16 protein-coding genes and 1 pseudogene are annotated in these 25,078 nt (G+C 73.6%); 7 read left to right on the top strand and 10 right to left on the bottom strand.

Features of this window, described 5'->3' with window-relative positions:
- Positions 1-4: 4 nt before the first annotated feature.
- The 3 genes from IE330_RS15165 to IE330_RS15155 all read right to left on the bottom strand — a co-directional run bounded on the left by IE330_RS15165 (position 5) and on the right by IE330_RS15155 (position 4,025).
- On the bottom strand, positions 5-1,726 hold the full coding sequence (locus IE330_RS15165) for a non-ribosomal peptide synthetase (RefSeq protein WP_229925657.1): 1,722 nt from the start codon (positions 1,724-1,726) through the stop codon (positions 5-7).
- A gap of 67 nt (positions 1,727-1,793) precedes the next feature.
- The gene (locus IE330_RS15160; RefSeq protein WP_190136518.1) at positions 1,794-2,699 is read right to left on the bottom strand and encodes a fumarylacetoacetate hydrolase family protein; all 906 of its coding nucleotides are present in this window, start codon (positions 2,697-2,699) and stop codon (positions 1,794-1,796) included.
- A 312-nt stretch (positions 2,700-3,011) separates the two neighbouring features.
- Entirely contained in the window at positions 3,012-4,025 is a 1,014-nt protein-coding gene (locus IE330_RS15155; RefSeq protein ID WP_190136517.1) for a hydroxymethylglutaryl-CoA lyase-like TIM-barrel protein, read from the bottom strand.
- Positions 4,026-5,010: 985 nt separating this feature from the next.
- On the opposite strand from IE330_RS15155, the gene IE330_RS15150 reads away from it, so the two are divergent.
- From IE330_RS15150 to IE330_RS15140, 3 genes and pseudogenes are all read left to right on the top strand, one after another.
- Complete coding sequence (locus IE330_RS15150; RefSeq protein ID WP_190136516.1) at positions 5,011-6,687, top strand: MFS transporter; 1,677 nt, start codon at positions 5,011-5,013, stop codon at positions 6,685-6,687.
- 34 nt (positions 6,688-6,721) lie between these two features.
- Positions 6,722-7,711, top strand: a pseudogene (locus IE330_RS15145) (pirin family protein); the annotation flags it as partial.
- Positions 7,712-7,761: 50 nt separating this feature from the next.
- A complete protein-coding gene (locus IE330_RS15140; RefSeq protein WP_229925656.1) occupies positions 7,762-8,133 on the top strand; it encodes a GNAT family N-acetyltransferase in 372 nt (123 codons plus the stop codon).
- 33 nt (positions 8,134-8,166) lie between these two features.
- On the opposite strand, the gene IE330_RS15135 is transcribed toward IE330_RS15140, so the two are convergent.
- A complete protein-coding gene (locus IE330_RS15135; RefSeq protein WP_190136514.1) occupies positions 8,167-9,063 on the bottom strand; it encodes an SDR family NAD(P)-dependent oxidoreductase in 897 nt (298 codons plus the stop codon).
- Positions 9,064-9,403: 340 nt separating this feature from the next.
- Here IE330_RS15135 and IE330_RS15130 point away from each other — a divergent pair, with 340 nt between their 5' ends.
- Positions 9,404-10,345, top strand: coding sequence for an acyl-CoA thioesterase (locus IE330_RS15130; protein ID WP_229925655.1), 942 nt, complete (start codon positions 9,404-9,406; stop codon positions 10,343-10,345).
- Here IE330_RS15130 and fabG read toward each other — a convergent pair.
- The 4 genes from fabG to IE330_RS15110 all read right to left on the bottom strand — a co-directional run bounded on the left by fabG (position 10,302) and on the right by IE330_RS15110 (position 18,508).
- Complete coding sequence (fabG, locus tag IE330_RS15125; RefSeq protein ID WP_229925654.1) at positions 10,302-11,063, bottom strand: 3-oxoacyl-ACP reductase FabG; 762 nt, start codon at positions 11,061-11,063, stop codon at positions 10,302-10,304. The two genes, IE330_RS15130 and fabG, sit on opposite strands and share 44 nt — an antisense overlap.
- A 6-nt stretch (positions 11,064-11,069) precedes the next feature.
- A complete protein-coding gene (locus IE330_RS15120) occupies positions 11,070-12,611 on the bottom strand; it encodes a coproporphyrinogen-III oxidase family protein (protein WP_190136512.1) in 1,542 nt (513 codons plus the stop codon).
- A gap of 34 nt (positions 12,612-12,645) precedes the next feature.
- Positions 12,646-16,614, bottom strand: a complete 3,969-nt coding sequence (locus IE330_RS15115) for a type I polyketide synthase (protein WP_190136511.1) — start codon at positions 16,612-16,614, stop codon at positions 12,646-12,648.
- Between the two features lie 1,057 nt (positions 16,615-17,671).
- Complete coding sequence (locus IE330_RS15110; protein WP_190136510.1) at positions 17,672-18,508, bottom strand: alpha/beta fold hydrolase; 837 nt, start codon at positions 18,506-18,508, stop codon at positions 17,672-17,674.
- A gap of 233 nt (positions 18,509-18,741) precedes the next feature.
- On the opposite strand from IE330_RS15110, the gene IE330_RS15105 reads away from it, so the two are divergent.
- Complete coding sequence (locus IE330_RS15105; protein WP_190136509.1) at positions 18,742-19,761, top strand: metallophosphoesterase family protein; 1,020 nt, start codon at positions 18,742-18,744, stop codon at positions 19,759-19,761.
- A gap of 165 nt (positions 19,762-19,926) precedes the next feature.
- On the top strand, positions 19,927-22,779 hold the full coding sequence (locus IE330_RS15100) for a SpoIIE family protein phosphatase (RefSeq protein ID WP_190136508.1): 2,853 nt from the start codon (positions 19,927-19,929) through the stop codon (positions 22,777-22,779).
- 36 nt (positions 22,780-22,815) lie between these two features.
- On the opposite strand, the gene IE330_RS15095 is transcribed toward IE330_RS15100, so the two are convergent.
- Both IE330_RS15095 and IE330_RS15090 read right to left on the bottom strand, forming a co-directional pair.
- Entirely contained in the window at positions 22,816-22,974 is a 159-nt protein-coding gene (locus IE330_RS15095) for a hypothetical protein (protein WP_190136507.1), read from the bottom strand.
- 143 nt (positions 22,975-23,117) lie between these two features.
- Positions 23,118-23,987, bottom strand: a complete 870-nt coding sequence (locus tag IE330_RS15090) for a LysR family transcriptional regulator (RefSeq protein WP_190136506.1) — start codon at positions 23,985-23,987, stop codon at positions 23,118-23,120.
- A 172-nt stretch (positions 23,988-24,159) separates the two neighbouring features.
- Here IE330_RS15090 and IE330_RS15085 point away from each other — a divergent pair, with 172 nt between their 5' ends.
- Positions 24,160-24,759, top strand: coding sequence for a short chain dehydrogenase (locus tag IE330_RS15085; RefSeq protein ID WP_190136505.1), 600 nt, complete (start codon positions 24,160-24,162; stop codon positions 24,757-24,759).
- Positions 24,760-25,078: the final 319 nt, after the last annotated feature.

Raw genomic sequence — 25,078 nt, 5'->3', positions numbered from 1 at the left:
CGTGTCACACGCTCCGTTCCCGCAGCCGGTCGGCGAGGTCGCGCAGGGTGTCCGCGCGCAGCACGTCGCGGACGCCTGCGTCGGTCCAGCCGAGCTTCTTCATGCCGGTGACCAGGACGACGGCGGAGGCGGAGTCGCCGCCGAGCTCGAAGAAGTTGTCGTCGAGCCGCGCGTCCTTCACCCCGGTGAGCGTCCGTACGAGGCGCAGCACCTGGTCGTCCGGGCGGTCGGGGGCGTCCTCGGGGGCGCGGGCGTGCCGCCGGGCGCGCAGGGCGTCCCGGTCGATCTTCCCGTTGGGGGTGCTGGGGAAGACGTCGACGCGTTCGAGCACCGACGGGATCTTGTACGGGTCGAGGAGGCCGTCCAGGTGGCGCCGCAGGGTGCGCGGGTCGGCCGTGCCCTGGTAGTAGCCGACCAGGGTGTCCGTGGCCGCGGCGTCGCCGTCGGTGTGGGCCTCGGGGACGACGACCGCCTCGCGCACGTCCGGGTGGCGGCACACCGCGGTCTCGATCTCGCCGGGGTCGAGCCGGTAGCCGCGGACCTTCACCTGGCGGTCGAGGCGCTCCACGTAGCAGAGCCGTCCGTCGCGCAGTTCCACGACGTCGCCGGTGGCGTGGCCGCCGGTCCCTTCGGGGCCCCGGAGCGGTTCGACGCCCCGCTCGGTGAGGTACCCGGCGGCCACGGAGGCGCCGGTCACGACGAGTTCGCCGCGCCGGACCCCGCTCCCGGTGGCTCCGGTGTCGACGTCGCGCAGGACGTACGCGCAGTCGCCGACCGGTTCGCCCAGCGGTACCGCGTCCCGGCAGTCGTCGGGGTCGAGGGCGTCGCTGAGCAGGTTGCACACGGTGGTCTCGGTGAGGCCGTAGGCGTTGTGGAAGCTCGCCGCCTTCGACCAGGTGCGGACCGTGGCGGGGCGGCACGGGCCGCCACCGTTGACGACGTGCTCCAGGCGCATCGCGTCGGTGGGTTCGGTGACCGTCAGGGCGAACGGGGTCGTCTTGAGGTGGGTGATCCCGAACCGTTCGAGGGTGTCCTGGAGGACCGGGCCCGGCGCGAGCCGCTCCTCGTCCACGACGACCAGGCAGGCGCCCGCGGTGAGGGTCCACAGGATCTCGGTGAGGCAGCCGTCGAACGTGAGCCGGGCGAACTGCAGGGTGCGGCTGCCGGGCCCGACGGACAGGCGCGTGACGTGGTCGCGGATGACGGGGGCCAGCGGGGCGGCCCGCACGAGGACGCACTTGGGGGTGCCGGTGGACCCCGAGGTGTGGATGGCGTAGCCGATCTCACTGTCGGGGAAAGGGAGTTGGCGGGGCGGGGGCCGGTCGTCGGCGGTGCCGTCGGGCTCTTGGCGTGTGGCCCCGGGCGTGGCGCGCCAGCGGTCCGGCAGTCCGGTGAGGTCCACGTGGCCGTCGTCGCCCGTGCCGCGGGCCAGCAGCCGGACGCCCAGGAGGCCCGTCTTGGCGGCGTTGGAGGCGTCGCTGTCCCGTTCGTCGACGAAGACGAACGGCCGCCGCGCCTTCAGGGCGCCGACCAGGGCGACGATCGCCGCCGCGCCGCGGGTGCCGAGCAGGGCGACCCATTCGTCGGGACGGGTGGTGCGCCCCAGCCGGTCCGCGAATGCGTCGGTACGCGCGCCCAACTCCCGGTACGTCATGACGGATCGCGGGGTGCGCAGCGCCTCGTTGTCCGGGAATTCCCGCACGGCGCGGTCCATGCCGTCGAGCAAGGGCCCCTCTCCTGCTCCTCCAGCTTCTCCTGCCGCTCCTGCTTCTCCTGCTTCTCCTGCTCGCATGTCACCCTCCTTCGCTGTGGGATGCGGAGAACCGTTCCTCGTGGCGGCCCGCCGCCCCTTGCTGGCGGACGGGGTGGGTCAGCGTGCCGACGTCCTGGACGAGGGCCTGCACCGTGTCCCCGGCGTGGATGACCGCCGCTCCGGGGGTGCCGGTGCAGATGACCGTGCCGGCTTCGAGGGTGCGTCCGGCGCTGAAGTACTCCACGAGGCGGTCGATGCCGAACTTCATGTCGGCGGGGGTGGCGGCCGCGATCGTCTCCCCGTTGCGGACGGTGGCGATGCGCAGGGCGCGCAGGTCGTCGTCGCCGAACTCGTCCAGGGTGACGAGGACCGGGCCGACGCTGCAGAAGGTGTCGAACCCCTTGGCCCACGGGATGTGGCGGGGGTTCTCCCGGATGACGTCCTCGGCCGTCATGTCGAGGACGGCGGTGACGCCGCCCACGACGGAGCGCCAGTCGGCCCGCTCGACGTTCTTGCAGGTGGTCTTGATGACCAGGCCCAGCTCGGCCTCCGCGGTGACCCGCTGGGACTGCGCGGGCAGGTCGATGTGGTCGCCGTTGCCGATGAGGCAGTTCGCGGGGCGCAGATAGGAGCCGGGGCCGGAGCGCGGCTGTGCGGACGCCAGGTCCTCCGAATGGCGGCGGTAGTTGAGCCCGGCGCCCCAGATGTCGGCTCCGGGGTCGACGACCGTGGGGGCGAGGTCCGGGTCGGGCCGGACGGGGGTGAGGGTGGCCGCGTGCCGTTCCAGGGCAGCGGTCAGCTCCCGGGCCCGCGCCTCGTCGAGGAGGTCGCTCAGCCGGGTCGCGCCGGCGTATCCGGGCACGTCGGAGAGGTCGAACCACTGGTCGTGGTGGTGTACGGCGATGCCGTGCCCGGTGGTGGACGTGCCGGTCCTGCTGATTCTCATGGTGGTCTCCGTGGGCGGGTGGTTCGGGTGGTGGTCCGCCGGTCGGCCGGGGCCCCGTGCCGGGTGGGGCCTGTACTGGGCCCCGTGCTGGGTCCGTGTGCGGGGCGGGCCCGGCCGGCTCGGGGCCCCGGGCGGGGCGTCGGGCATGGCTCCGCCCGGGGCCGGGCGAGCGCGGGGAGCCGGTGGTCGGTGAGGGCGGCGCGGCGGGCCGGTGGTCCGTGGGGGCAGCGTGTGGGCAGCCGGTGGCCCGGGGCGGCGCCGCGGAGGGCGTGCCGGGGTCTCCGCCGTGTCGGCGGGCCCGGAACGGTGGAATCAGGCGCTGATCCTGCTGGCGGCGGCGCGGAAGTCGTCCTTGCGCGGACTGTGGTCGGCGATCTTCACGGCCGTCTCCATGAGCCGCGCCGGGTCGGTGTCGTGCTCCGCGGCCAGCTTCTCCACCAGCGGGAAGTAGCCCGAGTGGATGCCGATCACGGCACCGAGGACCTGCATGGTGCGGTCCTCGGGGATGGGCCGCATGTTCTCGCGGCAGTACGCGGCGAGCCTGGCGAGTTCCTGGTAGTCGAAGAGGTCGGTCTCCAGCATCTTGATGACGCCGGCCAGGGACTCGATGGCGGCGTTGCCGGATCCGCGGCCGATGCCGTCCAGGGTGGCGTCGACGATGCCGGCGCCCGCCTGCAGGGCGGTGATGCTGTTGATGTTGGCCATGCCCAGGTTGTCGTGCCCGTGGAAGCCGACGAGCGGGAACTGCTCGCTGACCGCGCTCACGTAGGTCTGCACGTCGGCGGGGAGCATCGCGCCGTAGGAGTCGACGACGTAGACGCCCGCGATGTCCGGGGTGACCCCGTCGAGCAGCCGGACCAGCTCGGCCACGGGGGTCGCGCTGGACTTCATGAGGTTGAGGTAGACCTGCCCGCACAGTTCGGTGGCGCGTCGCAGGTAGTCGAGGTGGTCGGGGACCCGGTCGGGCTCCATGCCGACCCGGACGAAGGACATCCCGCGGTCGCTCATCTCCGCGATGGTGTCGAGACGGGTGAACTCCGGCTGGGCGAACATGCCCCAGGGCTTGCGGGTGAGGGTGGAGCGGGCGATCTCGGCCCAGCGGTAGTGACCGATGTTGCACGGCTTGATGCCGCTGCGCTCGGCCTCCAGGCCGATCCCGTGGCCCACCTCGACCTTGGCGACCGGAATGCCGTCGAGGCGGGTGAGCAGACGCGTCACGAACTCCTCGTCGAGCTGGAAGTCGACGGCGTACGAACCGTCGCGCAGCGTGCAGTCGAGCAGTTCGATGGCCGGCACATCCTCGAGCCGGCCGTCCGCTAAGGACATGAGGTTACTCCTTGTTTTAGGCAGCACGGATGACGTCTCCGAAAGGGTCGGAAAGGAACGGGAGATCGGAAGGAACGGGAGATCGGAAAGGAACGGAAAGGGTCCGGGAAATCCGGGAGCGGCGTCCTGAAGGGTGGTAGGGGGCGGGGAATCCAGTGAGGGCGGAAACAAGGGGGGCGGGCAGCGGTAGCCCCTTGCTCTGTGCCGTACGGATACGCGTGCCCAACCCTAAGTGTCATAGACACGTGTACAGGCTTTGACCGAATAACACGCCCCGCTCGCCGGGGAGGTGCCGGTGTCGATCACCGGGCCCGCGGGGTGCCGGGCGGCAGGGCGCCGACCGTCCTCACTGCTGGGGACCGGAACGCGGAGGCGTGACTCCGGTTAACCGACGGGGCCCGCCGGAGCGCGCGGGACTGGAGTTGTGCTCGCGGGAGCACAGAGTTCCGGTCGAGGTGGCACGAAGCCCCCTGTTCCCCCTTGACGCAGGGACCGGGCGGCTACTCGTTTTCCGGCCGTCTCACATGGCGAGAACTGCCTTCTTTCCGCTTTCCGAACGTTCCGAGAATCGGGGGGACACCCGGGTTCCGGATATCGGAGCGGAGCCGGTACACGACGGCCGGTGGAGGCCGCCGACGTACGGGGTGGAGGCCGCCGCGTGCGGGGTGGAGGCCGCCGCGTACGGGAGGGAGCCGTTTCGCCGGATCGTGCCCTGTGTTCCGTGACAGCGACGGCACCCGCCCGGTGTGCGCTGTGAGGCAAGGGTCTGTGCACTGCGGTGCACGGAGGTGAGGGTCGGCCTGACTACCGTGAGGGACGAAGCCGCAGCCTCTGCGTACAGGGGCTGCCCGCTCCCGGCCCACGGGCCCGACGAGTGGCGGCGGAGTTCATGTGCCGCGCTTCACGTAACGAGACATGTGTGTGACCGGGACACCCGATGTCACCCGCCGCACATGCGAGCCGCACCACCAAGAGGGGACGTGGGATGCGCGAGGCGCTGACCGGCACATCCCGCTCCGCGCCGGTACGACGAGCGCGGGCGGACTCGGCATGGGCGCCGCTCGCCACACGTGTCTTCCGGGCGCTGTGGGTGGCCCAGTTGGTGTCCAACGTGGGCAGTTGGATGCAGATGGTCGGTGCCCAGTGGCTGCTGATCGGGCAGGACGCGGCCCTGGTGACGCTGGTGCAGACGGCTTCCAGTCTGCCCATGGCCCTGCTGGCGCTGCCCTCGGGCGTGGTGGCGGACCGCTACGACCGGCGCGCGGTGCTGCTGGCCGCGCAGGCGGCCCTGTTCGCGGTCTCCGCCGTGCTGAGCGTGCTCGCGTTCACCGGCGCTCTCACCCCCGTGCTGCTGCTCGTCCTCACCTTCCTGCTGGGGTGCGGTACGGCGTTGATGGGCCCGGCCTGGCAGGCCGTCCAGCCGGAGCTGGTGGAGCGCCGTCAGCTCGGCCGGGCCGCGGCGCTCGGCGGCGTGAACATGAACCTGGCCCGCGCGGTCGGGCCCGCCCTGGGCGGGGTGGTGGTGGCGGCGGGCGCGGGGTGGGTCTTCGCCTTCAACGCCGCCTCGTACCTCGGCATCGCCGCCGTCCTGCTGCTCTGGCGGCGCCCCCGCGCCGAGGTGCCCGTACCCGGTGACGAGCGGCTGCTGAGCGCTCTCGACGCGGGCCGACGCTACGTACGGTACGCGCCGGGCGTCCGCCGGGTCCTGCTGCGCACGGCCCTCTTCGTGCCCGGCGCCGCCGCGCTCTGGGCGCTGCTGCCGCTCGTCGCGAGCCGCTCGCTGCACCTGGGCTCCGGGGGCTACGGGCTGCTGCTGGGTGCCGTGGGCGTCGGGGCGGTGGCGGGCGCCTTCGTCCTGCCCCACAGCAACCGTGTGCTGGGGGTCAACCGCACGCTGGGCGCGGGGGCCGTGGTCTTCGCGTGTGTCCTGGTCGTCCTGGCCACCGTCCGCGTCCCGTGGCTGGTGACGGTGGCGCTGTCCTTCAGCGGCCTGGCGTGGATCGGGGTCCTGTCCACCCTCAACGCGGCCCTGCAGACGCGGTTGCCCGGCTGGGTCAGGGCCCGCGGTCTCGCCGTCTACCTGCTCGTCTTCCAGGGCGGCCAGACACTGGCGGCACCGCTGTGGGGCACCCTCGCCGACCGCCTCGGCCTCACCGTGCCGCTGCTGGCCGGCGGCGCGTTCCTGCTGGCCGGGGCCGCCAGTCTGTGGCGCTGGCCGTTGCACGACACCGAGGGGGTCGACGCCTCCCCCTCCGCACACTGGCCGGTCCCGCCCCTGGTCTTCGCACCGGGGCCGGCCACCGGTCCCGTCCTGGTCACCGTCTCCTACCGCGTCGCTTCGGACAACAGTGCCGCCTTCAGCGACCGCATGCGGCACGTCGCCCGTTCCCGGCGCCGGACCGGCGCCCTCACCTGGGGCCTGTACCAGGACGGGCAGGATCCGGGGCACTTCGTCGAGCACTACCTCGTCGCCTCCTGGTCCGAGCACCTCGCCCAGCACGGCGGCAGGCTCACCGTCACCGACCGCCGTCACGAGGAGTTCGCCCGGCAACTCCTCCTGCCCGGCACCGAGCCCGAGGTGACCCATGCCTTCGACACGCTGTCGGGACCCGTCGTACCCGTCGTACCTGCCGTACCGGGCACTGAGGCGCCGACGCGCTGACTCACCGAGTCGTGGAAAGGAAACAGCAGCACACATGGCAAGCAAGGTCGGAACAGAGCGCGCCGAGGGGCACGGCGGATCTCCGGGCGGCGACGGTGACCGTACGGGCACCCCGTACGTCGACGTACTCGCCCCGCGCGAGGTCCCACTCGGTGGCCCCCGGGCCATGACGGTGCGGCGCACCTTGCCGCAGCGCGCCCGGACCCTGATCGGCGCCTGGTGCTTCGCCGACGCCTACGGCCCCGACGACGTCGCCGTGACCGGCGGCATGGACGTCGCCCCGCATCCGCACACCGGGCTGCAGACGGTGAGCTGGCTGTTCAGCGGGGAGATCGAGCACCGGGACAGCCTCGGCAGCCACGCGTTCGTGCGGCCGGGCGAGCTGAACCTCATGACGGGCGGGTACGGCATCAGCCACTCGGAGGTCTCGACCGCCCGGACCACCGTCCTGCACGGCGTGCAGCTCTGGGTGGCCCTGCCCGAGCGGCACAGGGACGCGCCCCGCGCCTTCCGGCACCACGTGCCCGCACCGGTACGGATCGCCGGGGCCGAGGTCAGGGTCTTCCTCGGCTCCCTCGCCGGGGACACCTCGCCCGTGCCGACGTTCACCCCGCTGCTCGGCGCGGAGATCGTCCTGGAGCCCCGGGCCACCGTCACGCTCGCGGTCGAGCCCGGCTTCGAGCACGGCCTCCTCGTCGACGCCGGGCCGGTCCGTATGGCCGACACCTCGCTGGCGCCGGGCGAGTTGGGTTACACCGCTCCGGGCGCCGAGGCCCTGACCCTGACCCTGACCAACGAGTCGGACGGCCCGGCCCGGACCGTGCTGATCGGCGGCGCGCCGTTCGAGGAGCGGATCGTCATGTGGTGGAACTTCATCGGCCGCACCCATGACGACATCGTCCGGGCCCGGGAGGACTGGCAGCACGCCTCCCCGCGGTTCGGCGCGGTGGAGGGGTACGGCGGCGACCGCCTCCCCGCACTGGCCCTGCCGAACGCCCGCATCGCACCGCGCGGGAACCCCCCCGCGCGGCACCGCACCGCGCCGCTGACGCGCGCCCACCGAAAGGCACCACCATGGCCCGTCCCCCTCGGCCCGCACAGCCCGAGCACCCCGCCACCCCTTCGGCTCCGACCGTCGAGCACGTGGCCGACCGGCACCGGTACGTCGTCCTCGTCGACGGCGAGCGCGCCGGTCTGACCGCGTACCGCGACCGCGGTGTCCAGCGGGTGTTCTTCCATACGGAGATCGGCGACGCCTTCGCCGGGCGGGGCCTGGCGGCACAGCTCGTGCACGCGGCGCTCACCGATGTGCGCGCGTCCGGCCTGCGCGTCGTGCCGGTCTGCCCCTACGTGGCCAAGTACCTGACCACGCACAACGAGTTCGACGACATCATCGACCCGGCGACCCCGGAGGTCGTGGAGTGGCTGGAGGCACACCTGAAGTGACCGGCCGCCGCCGAGGGCTCGCGCCGGGCCCGCTCACCACGGGGCGCACCAGCGGTGGGCGGCGCGGCGGACGGCGGCACTGCGGGTGGGGCCCCCGAGGTCGACGGCGGCCCGTTTGAGGTGGTCGGCGATGCGGTGCGGGCCCAACGGGTCGGCGAGGGCGGACAAGTGGGCCTTGACGCCCACGAGTTGGCGCGCCTTGGGCCGGGGTGCCGTCAGGGCCCGCACGAGGGCGCGGATGAGGGGCTCGGGGCCGGGCTTGCGGGCCGCCGCCCGCAGCGCCGGGATCATCGCGCGGTAGGCGGAGGCGTGCGGCGAGGAGCTGTGCGCCAGGGCGCCGAGGGCGTCGGCGGCCCGGTCCCAGATGGGGCTGCCGTAGCCGTCCGCCTCGATGAGGACGACCTGGATCCCGGCGGGCGACACCTCCATCCGCAGGGCGTCGTTCCAGGCGTTCATCGCGGCCTTCGTGGCGCAGTACCAGCCCATCAAGGGGGCCGTGACGCGCCCCGCGAGGGAGGAGTTGTTGACGACGCGCCCCTCCCCGCGGGCGCGCATGACCGGCACCGCGAGCCGGGTGAGCCGGGCCGCGCCGTGCAGGTTGACGTCGAACAGCTCGTGCACGGCGGTGTCGTCGAGGTCCTCGACGGCGCCCATGCGCAGGATCCCGGCGTTGTTCACCAGGGCCCAGGGGCCGCCGTCGGTGTGTGCGGCCACCTCGCCGAAGGCCTGCTCGCAGGAGTACGGGTCGGTGACGTCGAGGAGGACCGTGCGCACGCCGACCCCGCGCGCGGCCGCCGCTTCCCGCAGCAGGGCGGCCTCGCCCTTGTCGACGGCCGTGCCGAAGACGTCGTACCCGCCGTGTGCCAGGCGCAGGGCGGTCTCCAGACCGACTCCGCCGGTGGCACCGGTCACCAGGACGCTGCGTCGCATGGGGCAACTCCATAAGTCGTCGGACGGGGGGCGGGAGGCGGTCCGGGAACCGTGGTGCGGATGGGGCGGAAACCCGGGACGGGATCCGCCCAACTCCCCTGGCGCACACAGTGGTTGAAGCGCATGGCCGAAACGCCGGGCACGGCGCGGCGGGCGACGGGAGGGCACCTTGACTGTGCCACGCCCGATGGTCACATTCATCAGTGTCAGGCGGCGGGCGTCCGGGCCCCGTCACACGATGCCCCGCGAGCGCCCTCACGCGGTGTCCCGCGGTGCGGGCCCGTCCCCCGCGCCGCACCGCGGAGCCGGGCCGGAGGGACGGGCGGAGAGGCAGGCTGGAGTGACCACCGACCACGGCACCGCCCTCGAGGACCTGCTCGACGTCCTCACCCCCGACCGCATCGACGCCCGTACGTTCCGTCCGCGCGGGCCCACCTCGTGGTCGCGGCACCTCTACGGCGGGCAGGTGGCGGCGCAGGCCCTGCTGGCCGCGGGCCGGACCGTCGCCGAGGACCGGCCGGTGCACTCCCTGCACGCCTACTTCGTCCGGCCCGGCGACCCCGACGCCGGGGTACCGCTGCTGTTCGACGTGCACGAGGTGCGCGACGGGCGGGCGGTGAGCCTGCGGCAGGTGACCGCGCGCCAGCGCGACGCCGTGCTCTTCACGCTGTCCGCGTCGTTCCACCGCGCCGAGCCGGGCCTGGACCATCAGGACCCCATGCCCGCGACCGCCGTGCCCGAGGCGCTGCCCACGTACGAGGAGCGCCTCGCCCGTGCCCTGGGGGAACCCGTGCTGCCGCTCGGCATGCCCTTCGACCTGCGCTACGCGGGGCCGTTGAGCGTCGAGGCGCAGCGGGACCCCGCGCTGCGCACCGGGACCAACCCGCTGTGGCTGCGCACGAACGGCGCCCTGCCCGGGGATCTGCCGCCACTGGTGCACGCCGCGCTCCTCACGTACATCTCGGACATCCTCCTGGACACGGTCGCCCTGCGGCACGGCCTGTCGTGGGCCGACGGCACGGCGAGCCCGCGCAGCCTGGACCACGCCCAGTGGTTCCACCGGCCGTTCCGCGCCGACGACTGGCTCCTGCTCGACCAGGACACACCCGTCGCGTACGGCGGCCGTGCCCTGGCGCGGGCGCAGGTCTTCACCCGCGGCGGCGACCTGGTCGCATCGGCGGTGCAGGAGGGGCTGGTGCGGCTGCGCCACCGCTCTCCGGCGGGGCCCGGGGGCCCGGTCAGTGGACCAGGCCCCCGGACACCTCGATCACCTGGCCGGTGATGTAGCGCGCCCGGTCCGAGGCCAGGAAGCAGACGAGGTGGGCGACGTCCTCGACGCCGCCGAGCCGCCGGCCCGGGATGCGCTTCTTGATCTCCTCCAGGCGTTCGGGCGGGATCCCGGCCGTCATGTCGGTGGCGATCAGGCCGGGCGCCACCGCGTTGACGCGTACGCCGAGTTCGGCGAGTTCCTTGGCGAGGGCCTTGCTGAAGCCGATGATCCCGGCCTTGGACGCGGCGTAGTTGGCCTGTCCGGGCGCCCCGTGGATGCCCACCGACGAGGTGACGTTGACGATCGCTCCCGCCCTGCGTCGCACCAGCGCCATGACCAGCGGCCTGGTGACGGTGAACATGCTGCCCAGGTTGGTCTCGACGGCCTCGTCCCAGTCCTCCCTGCGCATCCGGGCGAAGACGCCGTCGCGCGTGACGCCCGCGTTGTTGACCAGGGCGTCGACCGAGCCGAGGGCCTCCAGCGCGGCCTGTGCGAAGCGGGCGGCGGAGTCCGTGTCGGCGACCTGGGCCGGCAGCGCGGTGCACTGCTGCTTGGGGTAGGTGGCGCGCAGCTCCGCGCACAGCTCGCGGGCCCGGTCGGCGCTGCGGTGGTAGCTGAAGACGACCTCGGCGCCCTGTCGCAGCGCGAGCCGCACGATACCCGCGCCGATCCCCCGCGCGCCCCCGGTGACCACGAGCCGCTTGCCGTCCAGGGGCAGGTGCTCGCTCATCGCGGCTCACCCCCGCGCCGGGGTCGCGGCGGCGGCCTCGGCGTCGGCGGGGGCCTCGGTATCCGCGGGGGCCCCGGTGCCCGGGGAAGCCACGACCTCCTCGGTGCCTGCGCCGTCCCCGTCGGTCCCGGTCCGCCGGGCCCGGCGCGCGGCCCGCCGTGCCTGCGCGGCCCGCGTCTCGCGCTCCCGCAGCGCACGGTAGCGCTCCTCGGCGAGCAGGGCCTGCACCATCGGCGTGTAGAAGGGGCCGTCGCCGACGAGCCCGACCTCCTCGTCGCTCACCTCGACGAAGCCGTACTCGCCGAGGCCGTCCCACACGGTGGCGAACTCCTCGTACACGTCGGTGCCGAAGGCCGCGCGGTAGTCGGCGCGGTTCACGGTCAGGCCGAACAGGCTGCGGAAGAGCATCGCCAGGCGCCAGTCCGCCGCCTCGTGGGAGAAGCCCCGCTCCACGGGGAAACGGCCCTCCTCCAGGGCCTGCTTGTAGCGGGGCAGGCTCAGGTGGTTGATGAACGACCACGAGCGGTCGGTGCCGATGGCGGAGTTGCCGAAGAACGACACCGCCGCGTAGCCGAGGCCGACGGTGTCCATGGAGTCCAGGAACCGGTTGACGCCCTCCTCGTAGCCGCGTCCCGCGGGGTCGCCGGGTTTGCGGAAGTTGTACGCGGTGATCTGCTCGTAGCCCTGGTCGGTGAGGAAGTCCCGGGAGGCCCGGTACATCTCCAGGTTGGCCAGGGTGCTGGGCAGTTCGTGGAAGCGGTTGAGGGCGAAGTCGGTGGGGCCGCCCACGTTCAGCTCGTAGTGCGTGATGTCGTACACGTTCCACGAGACGAGGGTCTGGAGGTCCTTGAGCATGGTGCCGACGGTCTGCTGGGGCCAGCCGAAGATCAGGTCCACGTTGGCGGCGAGCCCCAGCTCGCGGGCCCACTCCAGGCTCTGGACCACGTGCCGGGTGGTCTGCTTGCGGCCGCTGAGCTTGTTGAGGCGCTCGTCGACCTGCTGGATGCCCATGCTGACGCGGTTCATCCCCGAGTCCTTGATGGCCTGCATCTTGGCCCGGGAGAAGAGCTGCGGGATGCCCTCCAGGGTGATGTCGGCCTGCGGCGCGATGTCCGGGAAGAGGCCGCGCACCAGGTCCATGAGGCGGTGGTACAGCGGCTCCCGGTACAGGTTGGAGGTGCCGCCGCCGAAGTAGACGGCGCCCAGGGTGGCTCCGGAGAGGGCCTCGCGGTACAGGTCCGCCTCGCGTTCGACGTACCCGAAGTAGTTCTCCAGGGCCGCGTTGCCCTGGAACTCCTCCACCGGGAAGAGGCAGTAGCCGCACTTCCCGGGGTCGGTCTGGATGCAGTACGGCACCCCGACGTAGAAGTTGACGAACGAGTCCCTGCCCGCCGCGCGGACGCGCCGCCGGTCCTCGGCGATCTCCTCGACCGGGACGTCGGTGCGCGACCAGTAGCGGGGCGAGGGGAATCCGTGCTGGATCTTGTTGACCTGGCGCTGTTCGAGGTGGGTGTCGATGTAGGTGTGGACGAAACCTGCGTCTAGCATGCGCGGGACACTCCCCTTCGGGTGGTACGCGGTCTTACGCCGGTTCCGGCTGCTGCTCGGTCTCGTTCCGTGCCGCTTCGGGCAGACAGGGGCCGAGCGCCCGGTCGAGGATGTAGCCTGCGAGGTCTTCCAGGCTCTGGTAGGTGAGCGCTTCCATGGCCTCGAAGCGGAAGTCGAGCTTCTCCTGCAGCCGCCGCTGCAACTCGGTGATCATGAGGGAGTCGAGGCCGATCTCCAGGAGCGCCGTCGACGGGTCGAGGTCGTCGATGTCGAGGTCGTCGGCGGCCTGCCCGAGGGTGTCGCGCACCTCGTCCAGGAGCCAGGCCCCCATGGCCGCCACGCGCTCCCGCTGTCCGAGCGGTCCGAGCCGCTCCAGGAGGAGCTTGCGGGCCTCGCCGGAGTACGGGCGCGCGGGCGCGGGTGCCTGTCCGCTGTCGGCGGCTCCCGTCAGGGCGGAGGTGTGGCGCAGTTCCAGGCCGTCGAGTTCGGCGAGCAGCAGGCCCTCGTCGTCGACGACGCGGGCGGAGGCGACGGCGGCGGTCCCCTGGTCGTTGGTGCGGACGCTCACCCGGCTCCACACCTGCTCCGGCAGCGCCCGGTGCAGGGTGGCGCGGCGCAGGGTCACCGGGATGTAGGCGCCCTCCAGCAGGCGGGCGGGCAGGGTGAACAGGGCGGCGGCGGTGACGTGCAGACAGCCGTCGAGCATCGTCGCGAGGGCGTGACCGTGCTCGGCCCCGCCCGCCCCGTCGGGGGTGGCCCGGATCCGGCCGAGCGCCGTTCCCGTGCCGTCGTCGCCGGGCCACAGCTCCCGCACGGTGGAGAAGCTCGTGCCGTACTCCAGGCCCGCCTCGCGCAGCATGCCGTACAGGCGGCCGGGTGTCTGGCCCTCGCCCAGCGGCGCGCGCAGCTCGGCGGGCGGGGTGCGGGGCTCGTCGGCCGGTGCGGTGGCCGGCCGGACGGTGCCGCGGCAGTGCTCGACGGGGTGCTGCCCGGCGCCGGACGTGCTCACGGTGACGTGGAAGGCGCCGTCCCGCCCGGGCGCGGGGCGCAGTGCGGTGGTGGCGACGGTGGGGCGCCTCGGCTTCAGGAGCAGCGGCCGGACGAACGTGAGGTCCTCGCAGGTGGCCGGGGCGGCGGGCGCGGCCGTCGCGGCGAGCGGGGAGTCCGGGGCGCCCGCGGTGTGCCCGGCGAGGGCGCGCAGGGCCAGTTCGAGGTAGCCGGTGGCCGGGAAGACGGTGGCGCCGAGGACGCGGTGGTCCGCCCAGGGCGTGGCCGCGGCCAGCTCCGTCGGCCAGGTGCGGCCCGGGCCGGTCTCGTTTCGCGGGCCGCGCATCATGGAGCCGAGGTCCCAGCCGCCCTCGGTGGGCGCGATCCAGTGGCGGTCGCGCCGGAAGGGGTACTCGGGTGCGTGGATGCGCCGGTGGCCGCCGGTGGCGAACAGGCGCGGCAGCCGTACGGGGCAGCCGGTGGTGTGCAGCAGGCCCGCGGCGGTCCGCATGTTGCGTACGTCCTGCTTGTCGCGCAGCAGGGTGCGGACCAGGGCGATGTCGGCCTGGCCGAAGGCGGCGGCGACGGCCGGGATGAGCGCGGCGTGCGGGCCCACCTCGACGACGGCGGCGCAGCCCGACTCCACGACGGTGCGCATCCCGTCGTGGAAGCGCACCGGGTTGCGCATCTGCGCCGCCCAGTAGGCGGGTTCCTCGGTGCCGGTCAGCGGCGCGCCGGTGACGTTGGAGATCACGGGCACGGCCGGGGGGCGCGGGTGCAGGGCGGCGGCGGCCCGCTCCAGCTCGGCCAGGGCGGGGTCCATGAGGGGCGAGTGGAAGGCGTGCGAGACCTTCAGTTCGGTGGTGCGGAGCCCGGCCTCGTCCGCGCGGCGGGCCATCTCGTCGACCGCGGCGGCCGCCCCCGAGACGACGACGCTGCGCGGTCCGTTGACGGCGGCGAGGGAGACGGCGTCCTCGCGTCCGGCGAGCCAGGCCTCCACCACCGCGGCCTCGACGGCGATCGCCAGCATCTTCCCGCCGGGCGGCAGGGAGCCCATGGCGCGGCCGCGCCGCACGGCGAACCGGGCCGCCTCCTCGAAGGCGAGCATGCCTCCGGCGCAGGCGGCGACGAGTTCGCCGATGCTGTGCCCGATGACGACGGACGGCTCGACGCCCCAGTCCTTGAGCAGCTCGGCGAGGGCGAACTCCACGGCGAAGACGGCTGGTTGGACGTACTGGGTGTGGGTGAGGGCCGTGGTCGAGACCTGCTCGTCGAAGAGGACCTCGTGCAGCGGAAGGCCGAGGTCCGCGTCCATGACCTCGGCGCACCGGTCGAGCGCGGCGGCGAAGACCGGCTCGGCGGCGTACAGCTCCCGGCCCATGCCCGGGTACTGGGCGCCCTGCCCGGTGAAGACGAAGGCCACCCGGGGATTCCTGCGGGCGCGGCCCTCGGAGACGGTGACGGGGGCGCGTCCCGAGCGCCGGCGGCGCAGCGCCGTGGCGGCCTCGGCGCTGTCGGCGGCGGTCACCGTCAGCCGGTGGCGCAGGGTGGCACGCCCGACGGCGGCGGTGCGGGCGGCGGCACCGAGGTCGACGTCGGCGCGGTCCAGGAACTCCGCCCAGCGGTCGGCGAGCTCCTCCAGGCTCTCGGCGGACTTGGCGGACAGGGCGAGCAGTTCGGGCGCCCGCCGCGGCGCGGCCCGCTCCCGTGGGCGCGGGGCGGGGGCCTCGCGCAGGATGGCGTGGGCGTTGGTGCCGCTGTAGCCGAAGGAGTTGACGCCCGCGTAGCGGGGGGTGTCGCCGCGCGGCCAGGGCACCGGTGCGGACGGCAGGCGTACGGGTGCCCCACGCAGGTCGATCTTCGGGTTGAGCCGGTCCACGTGGATGCTGGGGAAGATCACCTCGTGCTGCAGCGAGAGCGCGGCCCGCACCACGCCGAGCAGTCCGGCGCCCGCCTCGATGTGCCCGAAGTTGCTCTTGGCGGAGCCCACGTACAGGGGGCGGTCCGCGGGGCGGCCGTGTCCGTAGGCGTTGACGATGGCGCTCATCTCGATGGGGTCGCCGACCGGGGTGCCGGTGCCGTGGGCCTCCACGTAGCCGGCGTCGGCGGTGTCGATGCCGACGCCCGCCAGGGCGCGGTGGATGACCTGTTCCTGGTTGCGGCCGTTGGGTGCGGTCAGCGCCTGGGTGCGGCCGTCGTGGTTGACGGCGGTGCCCACGACCGTGGCGTAGACCGGGTCCCCCCGCTCCACGGCGAGGGACTCGCGGCGCAGCAGCGCCGCCACGCAGCCCTCGCTGCGTACGTAGCCGTCGGCCGCCGCGTCGAACGCGCGGCACTGGCCGTTCCTGGAGAGCAGGCCCACCTTGGAGAAGGCGATGTGGATGCCCGGGTTCAGCATGACGTTGACGCCGGCGACGATCGCGGCGTCGCACTCGCCCGCCAGGATGCTCTGCCGGGCCAGGTGCAGGGCCACCAGGGCGCCCGAGCAGGCCGTGTCGACCGCGAGGCAGGGGCCCTCGACGCCCAGGAAGTGGGCGACGCGGCCCGCGGAGATGCTGATGGCGTCGCCCATCGCGTCGTAGGGCGTGATGCCCTCGGGGCCCTGGAGGGTGTTCTTCAGCATGGCGTAGTTGTTAGTGTTCATCGAGGCGAGGAACACACCGGTGCTGGTGCCGCGCAGTTCGTCCGGGTTCTGCCCGGCGTTCTCCAGGGCGTGCCACACGGTCTGCAGGAGCAGCCGCTGCTGCGGGTCCATGCGCGCGGCCTCGGTGTCGGAGATCCCGAAGAAGGCGGCGTCGAAGGCGTCGATGTCGTCGACGAATCCGCCGTGGCGGACGTAGGTCCTGCCGGGCCGCAGCGGGTCGGGGTCGTAGAAGGCGTCGGCGCCCCAGCGCTCCTCGGGGATGGGGCCGATGCAGTCGCGCCCGTGCAGGAACGCGCCGCGGACGTCCTCCACGTCGGCCACGGCGCCAGGCAGCGCGCAGCCGATCCCCACAATCGAGACATGACGGTCCATCGCGATCGTCTCCTTCGGGCGGCGCGCGGCAGGGCACGCGCGCGCCGGTCGCCCCGCTCGCACATCGCCGGCGCGTCCGGGGCCTTTCGCGTTCAGGCATTGCGGAAATCACCGGGAATACGTGCGTGAGCAGGCGTGGAATTGACGCTTCCTTAACTTTCCCCGCACGGGATACGAGCACGGGCAAAGAGGTCCGGACCTCAAGTGACCTTACAACCGGGGACGCCCCTGTCAAGGGTACTTACCCGAGTTATAGAAGCACCTTGCCCGGTCTTCACGGGGTCGCTGGCGGAGAGGGGGCGCACGGCACGGATGAGGCTCTGACCAGCGTGTCGGCAGCGGCTCCAGGAAGGTTCCGGGGCGACCGTGACAGGAGTCCGGCCCCGGTGCCCGGGGCTGGAAACACTCGCTCCTTTGCGCCATCGTCACGCTCCGAACGGCGTTCCGAGTGGCTGATTACCCTCGGTACAAGAAAGAAAATTCACCACGCAACGCCCGCCGTGCTCTCCGCGGACCGGCCGCGCCGGTGAGGGCGAATGTCGCCGCACGCGGCAGATGACGCGGAATTGCGGCAGGCGCCGGTGACCTGTGCGGAAATGGCCGGGAGAGGGGCGGCTCATTCACGGCGCCACGCCTCCGGCGAGGCCCGTTTCGGCGTCGGGCGCCCCGGCTGGGGCGGTGGCACGGCTGCCGAGGACCGGCACGGCCACGAACCCGCCCCGGAACCCGAGGGAAGGGTTCCGGGGCGGGTGTCGAACCGGCGCGTTCCGCGGGGACCGCCCCCGCGTCGGCGGATCGAGCGGGTTCCGGTCGCGCCGGGCTGCCGGGGGCGGACGCGGCGCCTCGGTGCACCGAGGGCGTGCTCGGTGGGGCGTGCACGGCGGGAGTACGCGCCGGGAGTCCTCGGCGGGCGCGCGCTGCGGCGCCGCACCGGGGCCCGCCGCAGCGTCCAGGCAGCGGTCAGCGGGTCACGGGGCCGGGGCCCCGCCCGGGGTTCACTCGCTCAGAATGCGAGGAGGGCCGGGTTCACTCGCTCGGGAAGCGAGGAGGGCCGGGTTCACTTGCTCAGGAAGGCGAGGAGGGCCACGTTGACCTCCTCGGCGTGCGTCCACAGCAGGCCGTGCGGGGCGCCCTCGATCTCGACGTACTCCGCGGACGGCAGCGCCTTGTGGAACGGCCGCGCGGTGCCCTCGGCAGGCAGGATCCGGTCGCGCGTGCCGTGCAGGATCAGGGCCGGCACGTCGATGGCGGGGATGTCGGCCCGGAAGTCGGTGTACCAGGTCGCGGGTGCGGCGGACGCCGCGAAGGACCCGCCGCCCGCGGCGACGTGCCAACTGTTGCGGACCGCCTCCTCGCTGATCCGCGTGCCGAGGTTCTCGTCCAGGTTGTAGAAGTCCTGGAAGAAGCTCGTGTAGTACGCGTAGCGGTCCGCCTTGACCGCGGCGACGACGCCGTCGAAGAACTCCTTCGGGGCCACCCCGTCGGGGTTGTCGTCGCTCTTGAGCAGGCAGGGCTCCAGCGAGGCCAGGAACGCGACCTTGGCGACGCGGGCGGAGCCGTACGCGGCCACGTACCGGGCGACCTCGCCGGTGCCCATGGAGAACCCGACGAGGACGGCGTCCCGCAGGTCGAGGGTCTCCATGACGATGTTCAGGTCGGCCGCGAAGGTGTCGTAGTCGTACCCGGTCGTCGGCCGGCTCGACTGCCCGAACCCGCGGCGGTCGTAGGTGATGACCCGGTGACCGGCGTCGAGCAGTGCGGCGGACTGCCGTTCCCAGGAGTGGCCGTCGAGCGGGAAGCCGTGGATCAGGACGACCGGCTGCCCCGTCCCGTGGTCCTCGTAGTACAGGTCGACGGGGGTGGAGTTCTCGTGTCCCACGGTGATGAACGGCATGCGCCGGTACCTCGTTTCCACATGTCTGTCAGCGAACTCCGCCACGCTAAGCCGGGCCCCGCGCCGTTACTTGCCGCTCCGTGCACCGACCTTGCCCAGGGGCGCAGGACCGGACGCTCGCCAGATGTTCATGCATGCTCCACGTACTGGCCCGGCGCGCGTGGTGAGGACGGCACCGGCTCCCGTGAGGTTCACCGGGGCACACACCGCACCTCACCACCACGGAGTCACGCATGGACCGCAGAACCCTCCTCGCCGCGAGCGGCGGCGCCCTGGCGACCACCGCCGTCGCCCCGCAGGCCCACGCCTCCCCCGCCGCCGCGCACGCCGAGCGGGGGCGCGACCGCGGCGTCGTACGGTTCAACGTCGTCAGCGACATCCAGGGCGACCTGCGGGACTTCGGCCTGGCCCTGGACGACATGGCCGCGGTCAACCCGCGCAGCGCCGGCCTCGCCGTGGCGGGCGACATCACGCCGCGCGGTTACGACGCCGAGTACGCGCAGGTCAGCGCCGAACTCCGGCGCCACTCACACCCCCGCGACGTGGCCTGGGCGATCGGCAACCACGAGTTCTACGTGCCGAAGTGGCGCGACCCCGACACGCTGGCGCAGGACACCTGGCCGAACGGCACCACCGAGGACTCCCTGTTCCGCAGCTTCTACCGGTTCGCCGGGCGCGGCGCGGTGCACGCGGAGACCTCCTTCGGCGGAATCCCGGTCCTCTCGCTCGGCACCGAGCGGTACATGCACTACCACGACCCCAAGCTGTGGGACGAGGTCTGGCTCAGCGACGCGCAGTTCACGTGGCTGGAGGACCGGCTGTGGCACTGGTCGCGCCGCCGCAGGCCGGTCATGGTGATCACCCACCACCCCCTGCCCAACACCGTCTCCGGCACCCGCAACAAGCTCTACGCGAGCGACTACCTCCAGGCCGACCGCCTCCTGGAGCTCCTCGGCCGCCACCCCGACGTGTTCCTCTTCTCCGGCCACACCCACTGGGACCTCGACCTGTCCGACTGGGTGGTGCGCCGCGTGGTGCCCGGCACCGCCAACCTCGACGGGTTCACCGTGGTGAACACCGGCGCCATCCAGACGGGGTACCGCGACGACGGCAAGGGCGGCGAGGTGGCCGTCGCGGGCTCCTTCAACCAGGGCCTCCAGGTGGAGGTGCACCACGACTCGGTCGTCATCAAGGCCCGCGACTTCGCCCGCCGTGCGTGGCTGAAGCAGATCAGGGTGCCGCTGACCCGCTGAGCGGCGGGACCTGATCGCTGAGCGGCGGCACTGGCCCGCTGAGCGGCAGCACCGATCCAGGGCCCCGGCTGTGCCTTCTTGGGCCGGGGCTACGGTGTGTGACCGTCCGCCGCACCGGAGCGGGCTCTGGCCGCGCGGTCAGGGGTCCTGCGGCACACTGAGGGCATGGGCGACCTCAATGTCCCAGGGGCGTCGTCGCGGCGGTTCCCCCTGGGGCCGGAGAGCGTGGCGCAGGCTCGACGGTTCGTGCGGGCCGCTCTCGTGGATGTCGCACCGGACCTGGTGGACACCGCTCAGCTCCTGGTCAGCGAGCTGGTGACGAACGCCGTGCTGCACGCCCGCACGGACGTCGAGGTGTCCGCCTGCGTCGACGGCGGCACGCCGCGCGTCTGCGTGGGGGACCGGCGGCCGGACCGGCGGCTGCTGCCGCAGAAGTGTCCCGCGTACGCCGGTACGGGACAGGGACTGCCCCTGGTCGAGCGCCTCGCGTCCCGGCACGGCGTCGAAACGGGTGCGGACGGCAAGACGGTCTGGTTCGAGCTGTGGTCCGACGGGACGCGGGGGCAGCCGGGCGGCTGGGGCCCCGCCGAGCCCGCCGACGGCGCCGAATCCGACTTCGGCTCCGGCTCCGGCTCCGATCCTGGCTCCGCCTCCGGCTCCGATCCTGGCTCCGGCTCTGGCTCTGGCTCCGGTTCCGGTTCCGCCGAACAGGTGACGCTGATCGACATGCCGGGCGCGCTGTACGCCGCGTCCCAGCAGCACCGTCACACGTTGCTGCGCGAGGCGGCCCTGGCCCTCGCGGCCGGGTGTGACGTCGGCGTGCCGCCGGAGGACCTCGCCACCGCCCACGACATGAGCAACGTGATCAGCGCGAGCGTGACGACCGCGCTGGGCCGGGAACCCGCCGGGAAGGAGATCCCGTCCCTCCTCCTGCGGCTGCCCAAGGACGCCGGGGCAGCGGTGGAGACGCTGCGCCGCGTCCTGCACCGCGTCGAGGAAGCGGCCCGCGACGAGCGCCTCCTGACCCTGCCGGCGCTCCCCCGCAACCGGGTCTTCCACGAGTGGCTGTTCGACCAGATCGTCGGACAGCTCGCCGGAGGGCACGCCACCGCGTGGACCGTGGTGCCCCGCGAGCCGAGCGCGAGCCCGTACGAGCTGGTGCCGTGGGAGGCCGGGCAGGTGCGGTCCAGCAGGGTCCCGACCATCGCCGCCGACGAGCGGAACCTCATCATCGCGGCGAACGGCCCGGCGGCGGACCTGCTCGGCTGGCAGGTGGACGACCTCGTCGGGCGGCCGCTCACCACCATCGTCCCGGAGCACCTGCGCACACGGCACCTGGAGGCCTTCGGCGCCCTGCTGCTGAGCGGACAGCCGCACATCCTGGGCCGCTCGGTGCCGCTCCCGGCGCTGCACCACGACGGCAGGCTGGTCCCCGTACGGCTGTTCATCCAGACCCAGGAGACGGCCGACGGCCGCACCGTCTTCGTGGCGCAGCTCGCCCCCCGGGCCGCCGCGCCCCTCGCCTCGGCCCGCCCCGCCGCCCGCAGCCGGCCGGCGGCGCCGCAGGTGCCGGGCAGCACCTCCCCGGCTGTCCTGACGGGCGAAGGCGACGTGGAGACCACCCCGTACGACGCGTCGGCGGATGCCCTGGAGCACACCGTGGACGGCGCGTCGGAACCCGCCCCGGACGCCACGTCGGCAGATGCCCTGGAAGGGGCGCCCAGGACGGGCCGGGGCCACGCGGGGCTTTCGGCCCTGGAGCGGCTCTCCCTGCTCGCCGACACCGGTGCCGCGCTGAGCAACACCCCCGACCCGGACGAGGGCCTGCGGCGCGCGGGCCGGATCCTGACCGAGCGCCTGGCCGACTGGTGCGCCGTGGACCTGTTCACGGAGGACGCCGAGGTGGAGCGGATCTGCGTCGTCCACCGCACCCCGCAGGGGCTGTGCCCGCGGGACTACGAGGGCAGCCTCCCGCCCGTGACCGAGGCCGCCCGGGGACCGCTGGCCCGGGCGCTGCGCGGCGCCGGGCCCCTGCTGCTCACCGAGCCCCCGCCACCGAGCCAGTCGGCGAGCCCCCTGGACGCGCACTACCTCGACCTGTTCGGACACCTGGGCGCGCACAGCGCGGTCGTCGCCCCGCTGCGGGCGCGCCGACAGATCATCGGCGCCCTGACGGTGGCCCGCGGCGGCGACGAGCAGCCCTTCACGGAGGAGGACCTGCCCCTCGTCGACGACCTGTGCCGCGGGCTCGCCCTGGGCGTGGACAACGCCCGGCTGTACCAGGAGACCCGGAACATCGCCGAGCGGCTCCAGCGCTCGCTGCTGCCCGTGCTGCCGCGGGTCGAGCCCCTGGAGCTGGCCGCCCGTTACGCCGCCTCCTCGACGACCGCCCAGGTCGGCGGGGACTGGTACGACGCCTTCGTCGTGCCCAACGGGGACATGGCTCTGGTCATCGGCGACGTCACGGGGCACAACCTCGACGCGGCCGTCGCCATGAGCCAGTTGCGCAGCATGCTGCGCGGTATCGCCGTGGACCGCCAGGAGCCCCCGGACACGGTGCTGCGCCGCCTCGACACGGCGAACCACACCCTGTACCGGGAGGCCACCGCCACCTGCATCTACGGCCTGCTCAAGGGCGGCGCCGCCGGGCCGTGGGAGCTGGTGCACTCCTCCGCCGGGCACCTGCCGCCGCTGCTGACCACCGAGGACGGCCGCACCCGCTACCTGGACGGCGGCTCGGGGCTGCTCCTCGGCATGGACCCCGACATGCCGCGGCCCAGGGCGACGGACGCGATCCCCGCGCACGCCACGGTGCTGCTGTACACGGACGGGCTCATCGAACGGCGCGGCGAGTCCCTGGACGACGCGATGGAGCGGCTCCGCGGTTACACCTCGGCCCTGGCCCGCGAACCCCTCAACGTGTTCTGCGACGAGCTGCTCATCGGGCTCGGCGCCGACAGCGACGACGACATCGCCGTCCTCGCCGTCCGGCCGACGCCGCCCCCCGACCACGGCTGAGGCGCGGCGCCCTCGCCGGAACGGCGCACTCCCCCGTCAGAAGCCCGCGCCGCCCGGCCCGCCGCCGGGCCCGGGGCCGTGTCCGCCCCGCCAGCCGTTCCTCCTCGCCCACCGGACGATGAGCCAGACCACACCGCCGAACACCGCCAGACCCGGCAGGAAGAAGGCGACCGCCAACAGCCCCACGTCACTCATGCCGCTCCCCCTTTCACCAGACGCCTTCCGCGCCTCCAGGCCCCTTCATACCCGGGACGGGGCAAGGCCCGCACGGACTTTCCGCAGGGCGCGGGGCTCCGTACGGCGGGCCCGAGGAGCGGCGGTGGATCCGGGGCGCGGCATCAGCCGTGGGTACTGACCACCTCCCGTACGGCGGCGAGGAACTCCTCCGTCCGGGGGTGCGTGGGGTGGACCGGGCGGGCGAGGTGGACGGTGGCGGCGGGGGCGTCCTCGACCGGGACGAAGCGCACCCCCGGGTGGCCGTGGCTCTCGGCCGTGCCCGCGGCGCCGACGCCGAAGGCGCCCCCCATGGCGATGAGGTTCAGCCACTCGTCGACGTTGCGTACGTCCACCGTGCGGTCCGGGCGCCGCTCCGGGGGCCACAGGTCCACCGAGGCGGTGCCGGTGTCGGGCCACAGGGCCAGCGGGAGGGGCGGGCCGGAGGTGAGCTCGGCCAGCCGGACCCGGTCGCGGTCGGCGAGGGGGTGGTCGTCGGGCAGGGCGGCGACCCGGTCCTCGGTGTAGAGGGCCTCGGTGCGGATGCGCGGGTCGGCGGGGGCGGTGCGCAGGACGGCCACGTCGGTGGCGCCGGTGGCCAGGCCCGCGGTGGGGTTGTCCTGCCGGACGACGTCGAGCGGCACGTGCGGCCGGCTCCGCCGCCACGAGCGCAGCAGCGGCACGGTCTGCCGCCCGAGGACGGCGCAGGTGTAGCCGAGCCGCAGCGGCCGGTCGTGGGCCCGGGTGTCGGCGAGTGCCGCGTCGAGGTGGGCGAGGATGGCGCGCCCGTGCCCGAGGAGCGTCTCCCCGGCCTTGGTGAGGTCCAGGTGCCGGGAGGAGCGGTCGACGAGCCGCACTCCCACGCGCGCCTCCAGTTGGGCGAGGGTGCGGGACACGGCGGGCTGCGTCATGTGCAGGCGGGCCGCCGCGGCGGTGACCGTGCCCTCCTCGGCGATGGCGGCCAGGGTCCTGAGGTGACGCAGCTCCACATCCATGCCTGGGAAGCATAGTGGCTGCCCAGAAGGCATTTCCGGGAGCGGGTCGGGCTCCGTAGCGTCGGGTGTGCCGGGCGGTCGGAGCGCCCGGACTTCCCCTTCCCGGGCCGGCGTCCGACGTTCGATGTCCCGGCGGAGGGAGGCCTTCTTCCCAGGACACGGATGGTGCGGTGTGAGGATTCTTCTGGTCGGCGCGGGCGGCACGCTGGGCTCCGCGGTGCGCGAGGCGCTCGCGGAGCGCGGCCACGACGTGCTCGGTGTGGGGCGCACGAGCGGCGACGTGGTCTGCGACGTCACCGATCCGGCGGCCGTGGCGGAGATGTACGAGCGCGTGGGCCCGCTGGACGCGGTGGCCGTCGCGGCGGGCGACGCCGTGTTCAAGCCGCTGGCCGAGCTGACCGCCGACGACGTCGCGGCGACGCTGCGCGGCAAGGCCCTCAGCCAACTGGAACTGGTCCGCCAAGGCGCCCGGCACGTGTCCGCGACCGGCTCGTTCACGCTGGTCAGCGGCGTCCTCACGGAGGAGCCGATCGTGGCGGGGGCCGCCGCCTCCGCCGCCAACGGCGCGGTCGAGGCCTTCGTACGGGCCGCCGCGATCGAGCTCCCGCCGCGGCGTATCAACGCCGTGAGCCCCACGGTGGCCGAGGAGTCCCTGCCCGCCTACGGGCCGTTCTTCGTGGGCATGGAACCCGTACCGGCGGCACGCGTGGCGACGGCGTACGTCCGCGCGGTCGAGGGGGCGCAGACGGGCCAGGTGTACCGGGTGCGGTAGCCGTGTGCGCGGCAGTCGCGCGGGCCTGGCCGTCCGCGTGGCGCGTCACCTGAAGCGGCTGCGGGCCCGCACCGCCGCCCCCTCGGCTTCTTGCCGCGCACAGCGGCGACGGTGGCGGGCCTGAACCGGGGCACGGGGACGGCTGGGACACGGGGACAGCGGAGACATGGGAACAGCGGAGACACGGGGACAGCCGGGACACGGGGACATCCGAGACATCGGGGCAGCCGGGACACAGGAGCAGTTGGGGCCCGCGGACACCGGTGCGGTGAACGCGGGACCGGCGGCGGCACGTACGGCGGCCGCCGTACGTGCCGCC

The sequence above is a fragment of the Streptomyces longispororuber genome, assembly GCF_014656095.1.
GTDB lineage: Bacteria > Actinomycetota > Actinomycetes > Streptomycetales > Streptomycetaceae > Streptomyces > Streptomyces longispororuber.
The sequence above is the reverse complement of the archived record's forward strand: the minus strand, read 5'-3'. Positions and strand labels throughout refer to the sequence as shown.

Excerpts from the sequence above, each read along its gene's own strand:
- IE330_RS15110 (WP_190136510.1), bottom strand. The coding sequence starts at position 18,508 with ATGCCGTTCATCACCGTGGGACACGAGAACTCCACCCCCGTCGACCTG.
- IE330_RS15160 (WP_190136518.1), bottom strand. The coding sequence starts at position 2,699 with ATGAGAATCAGCAGGACCGGCACGTCCACCACCGGGCACGGCATCGCC.
- IE330_RS15135 (WP_190136514.1), bottom strand. The coding sequence starts at position 9,063 with ATGCGACGCAGCGTCCTGGTGACCGGTGCCACCGGCGGAGTCGGTCTG.
- IE330_RS15120 (WP_190136512.1), bottom strand. The coding sequence starts at position 12,611 with ATGCTAGACGCAGGTTTCGTCCACACCTACATCGACACCCACCTCGAA.
- fabG (WP_229925654.1), bottom strand. The coding sequence starts at position 11,063 with ATGAGCGAGCACCTGCCCCTGGACGGCAAGCGGCTCGTGGTCACCGGG.
- IE330_RS15115 (WP_190136511.1), bottom strand. The coding sequence starts at position 16,614 with ATGGACCGTCATGTCTCGATTGTGGGGATCGGCTGCGCGCTGCCTGGC.
- IE330_RS15150 (WP_190136516.1), top strand. The coding sequence starts at position 5,011 with ATGCGCGAGGCGCTGACCGGCACATCCCGCTCCGCGCCGGTACGACGA.
- IE330_RS15155 (WP_190136517.1), bottom strand. The coding sequence starts at position 4,025 with ATGTCCTTAGCGGACGGCCGGCTCGAGGATGTGCCGGCCATCGAACTG.
- IE330_RS15090 (WP_190136506.1), bottom strand. The coding sequence starts at position 23,987 with ATGGATGTGGAGCTGCGTCACCTCAGGACCCTGGCCGCCATCGCCGAG.
- IE330_RS15095 (WP_190136507.1), bottom strand. The coding sequence starts at position 22,974 with ATGAGTGACGTGGGGCTGTTGGCGGTCGCCTTCTTCCTGCCGGGTCTG.
- IE330_RS15105 (WP_190136509.1), top strand. The coding sequence starts at position 18,742 with ATGGACCGCAGAACCCTCCTCGCCGCGAGCGGCGGCGCCCTGGCGACC.
- IE330_RS15100 (WP_190136508.1), top strand. The coding sequence starts at position 19,927 with ATGGGCGACCTCAATGTCCCAGGGGCGTCGTCGCGGCGGTTCCCCCTG.
- IE330_RS15140 (WP_229925656.1), top strand. The coding sequence starts at position 7,762 with ATGGCCCGTCCCCCTCGGCCCGCACAGCCCGAGCACCCCGCCACCCCT.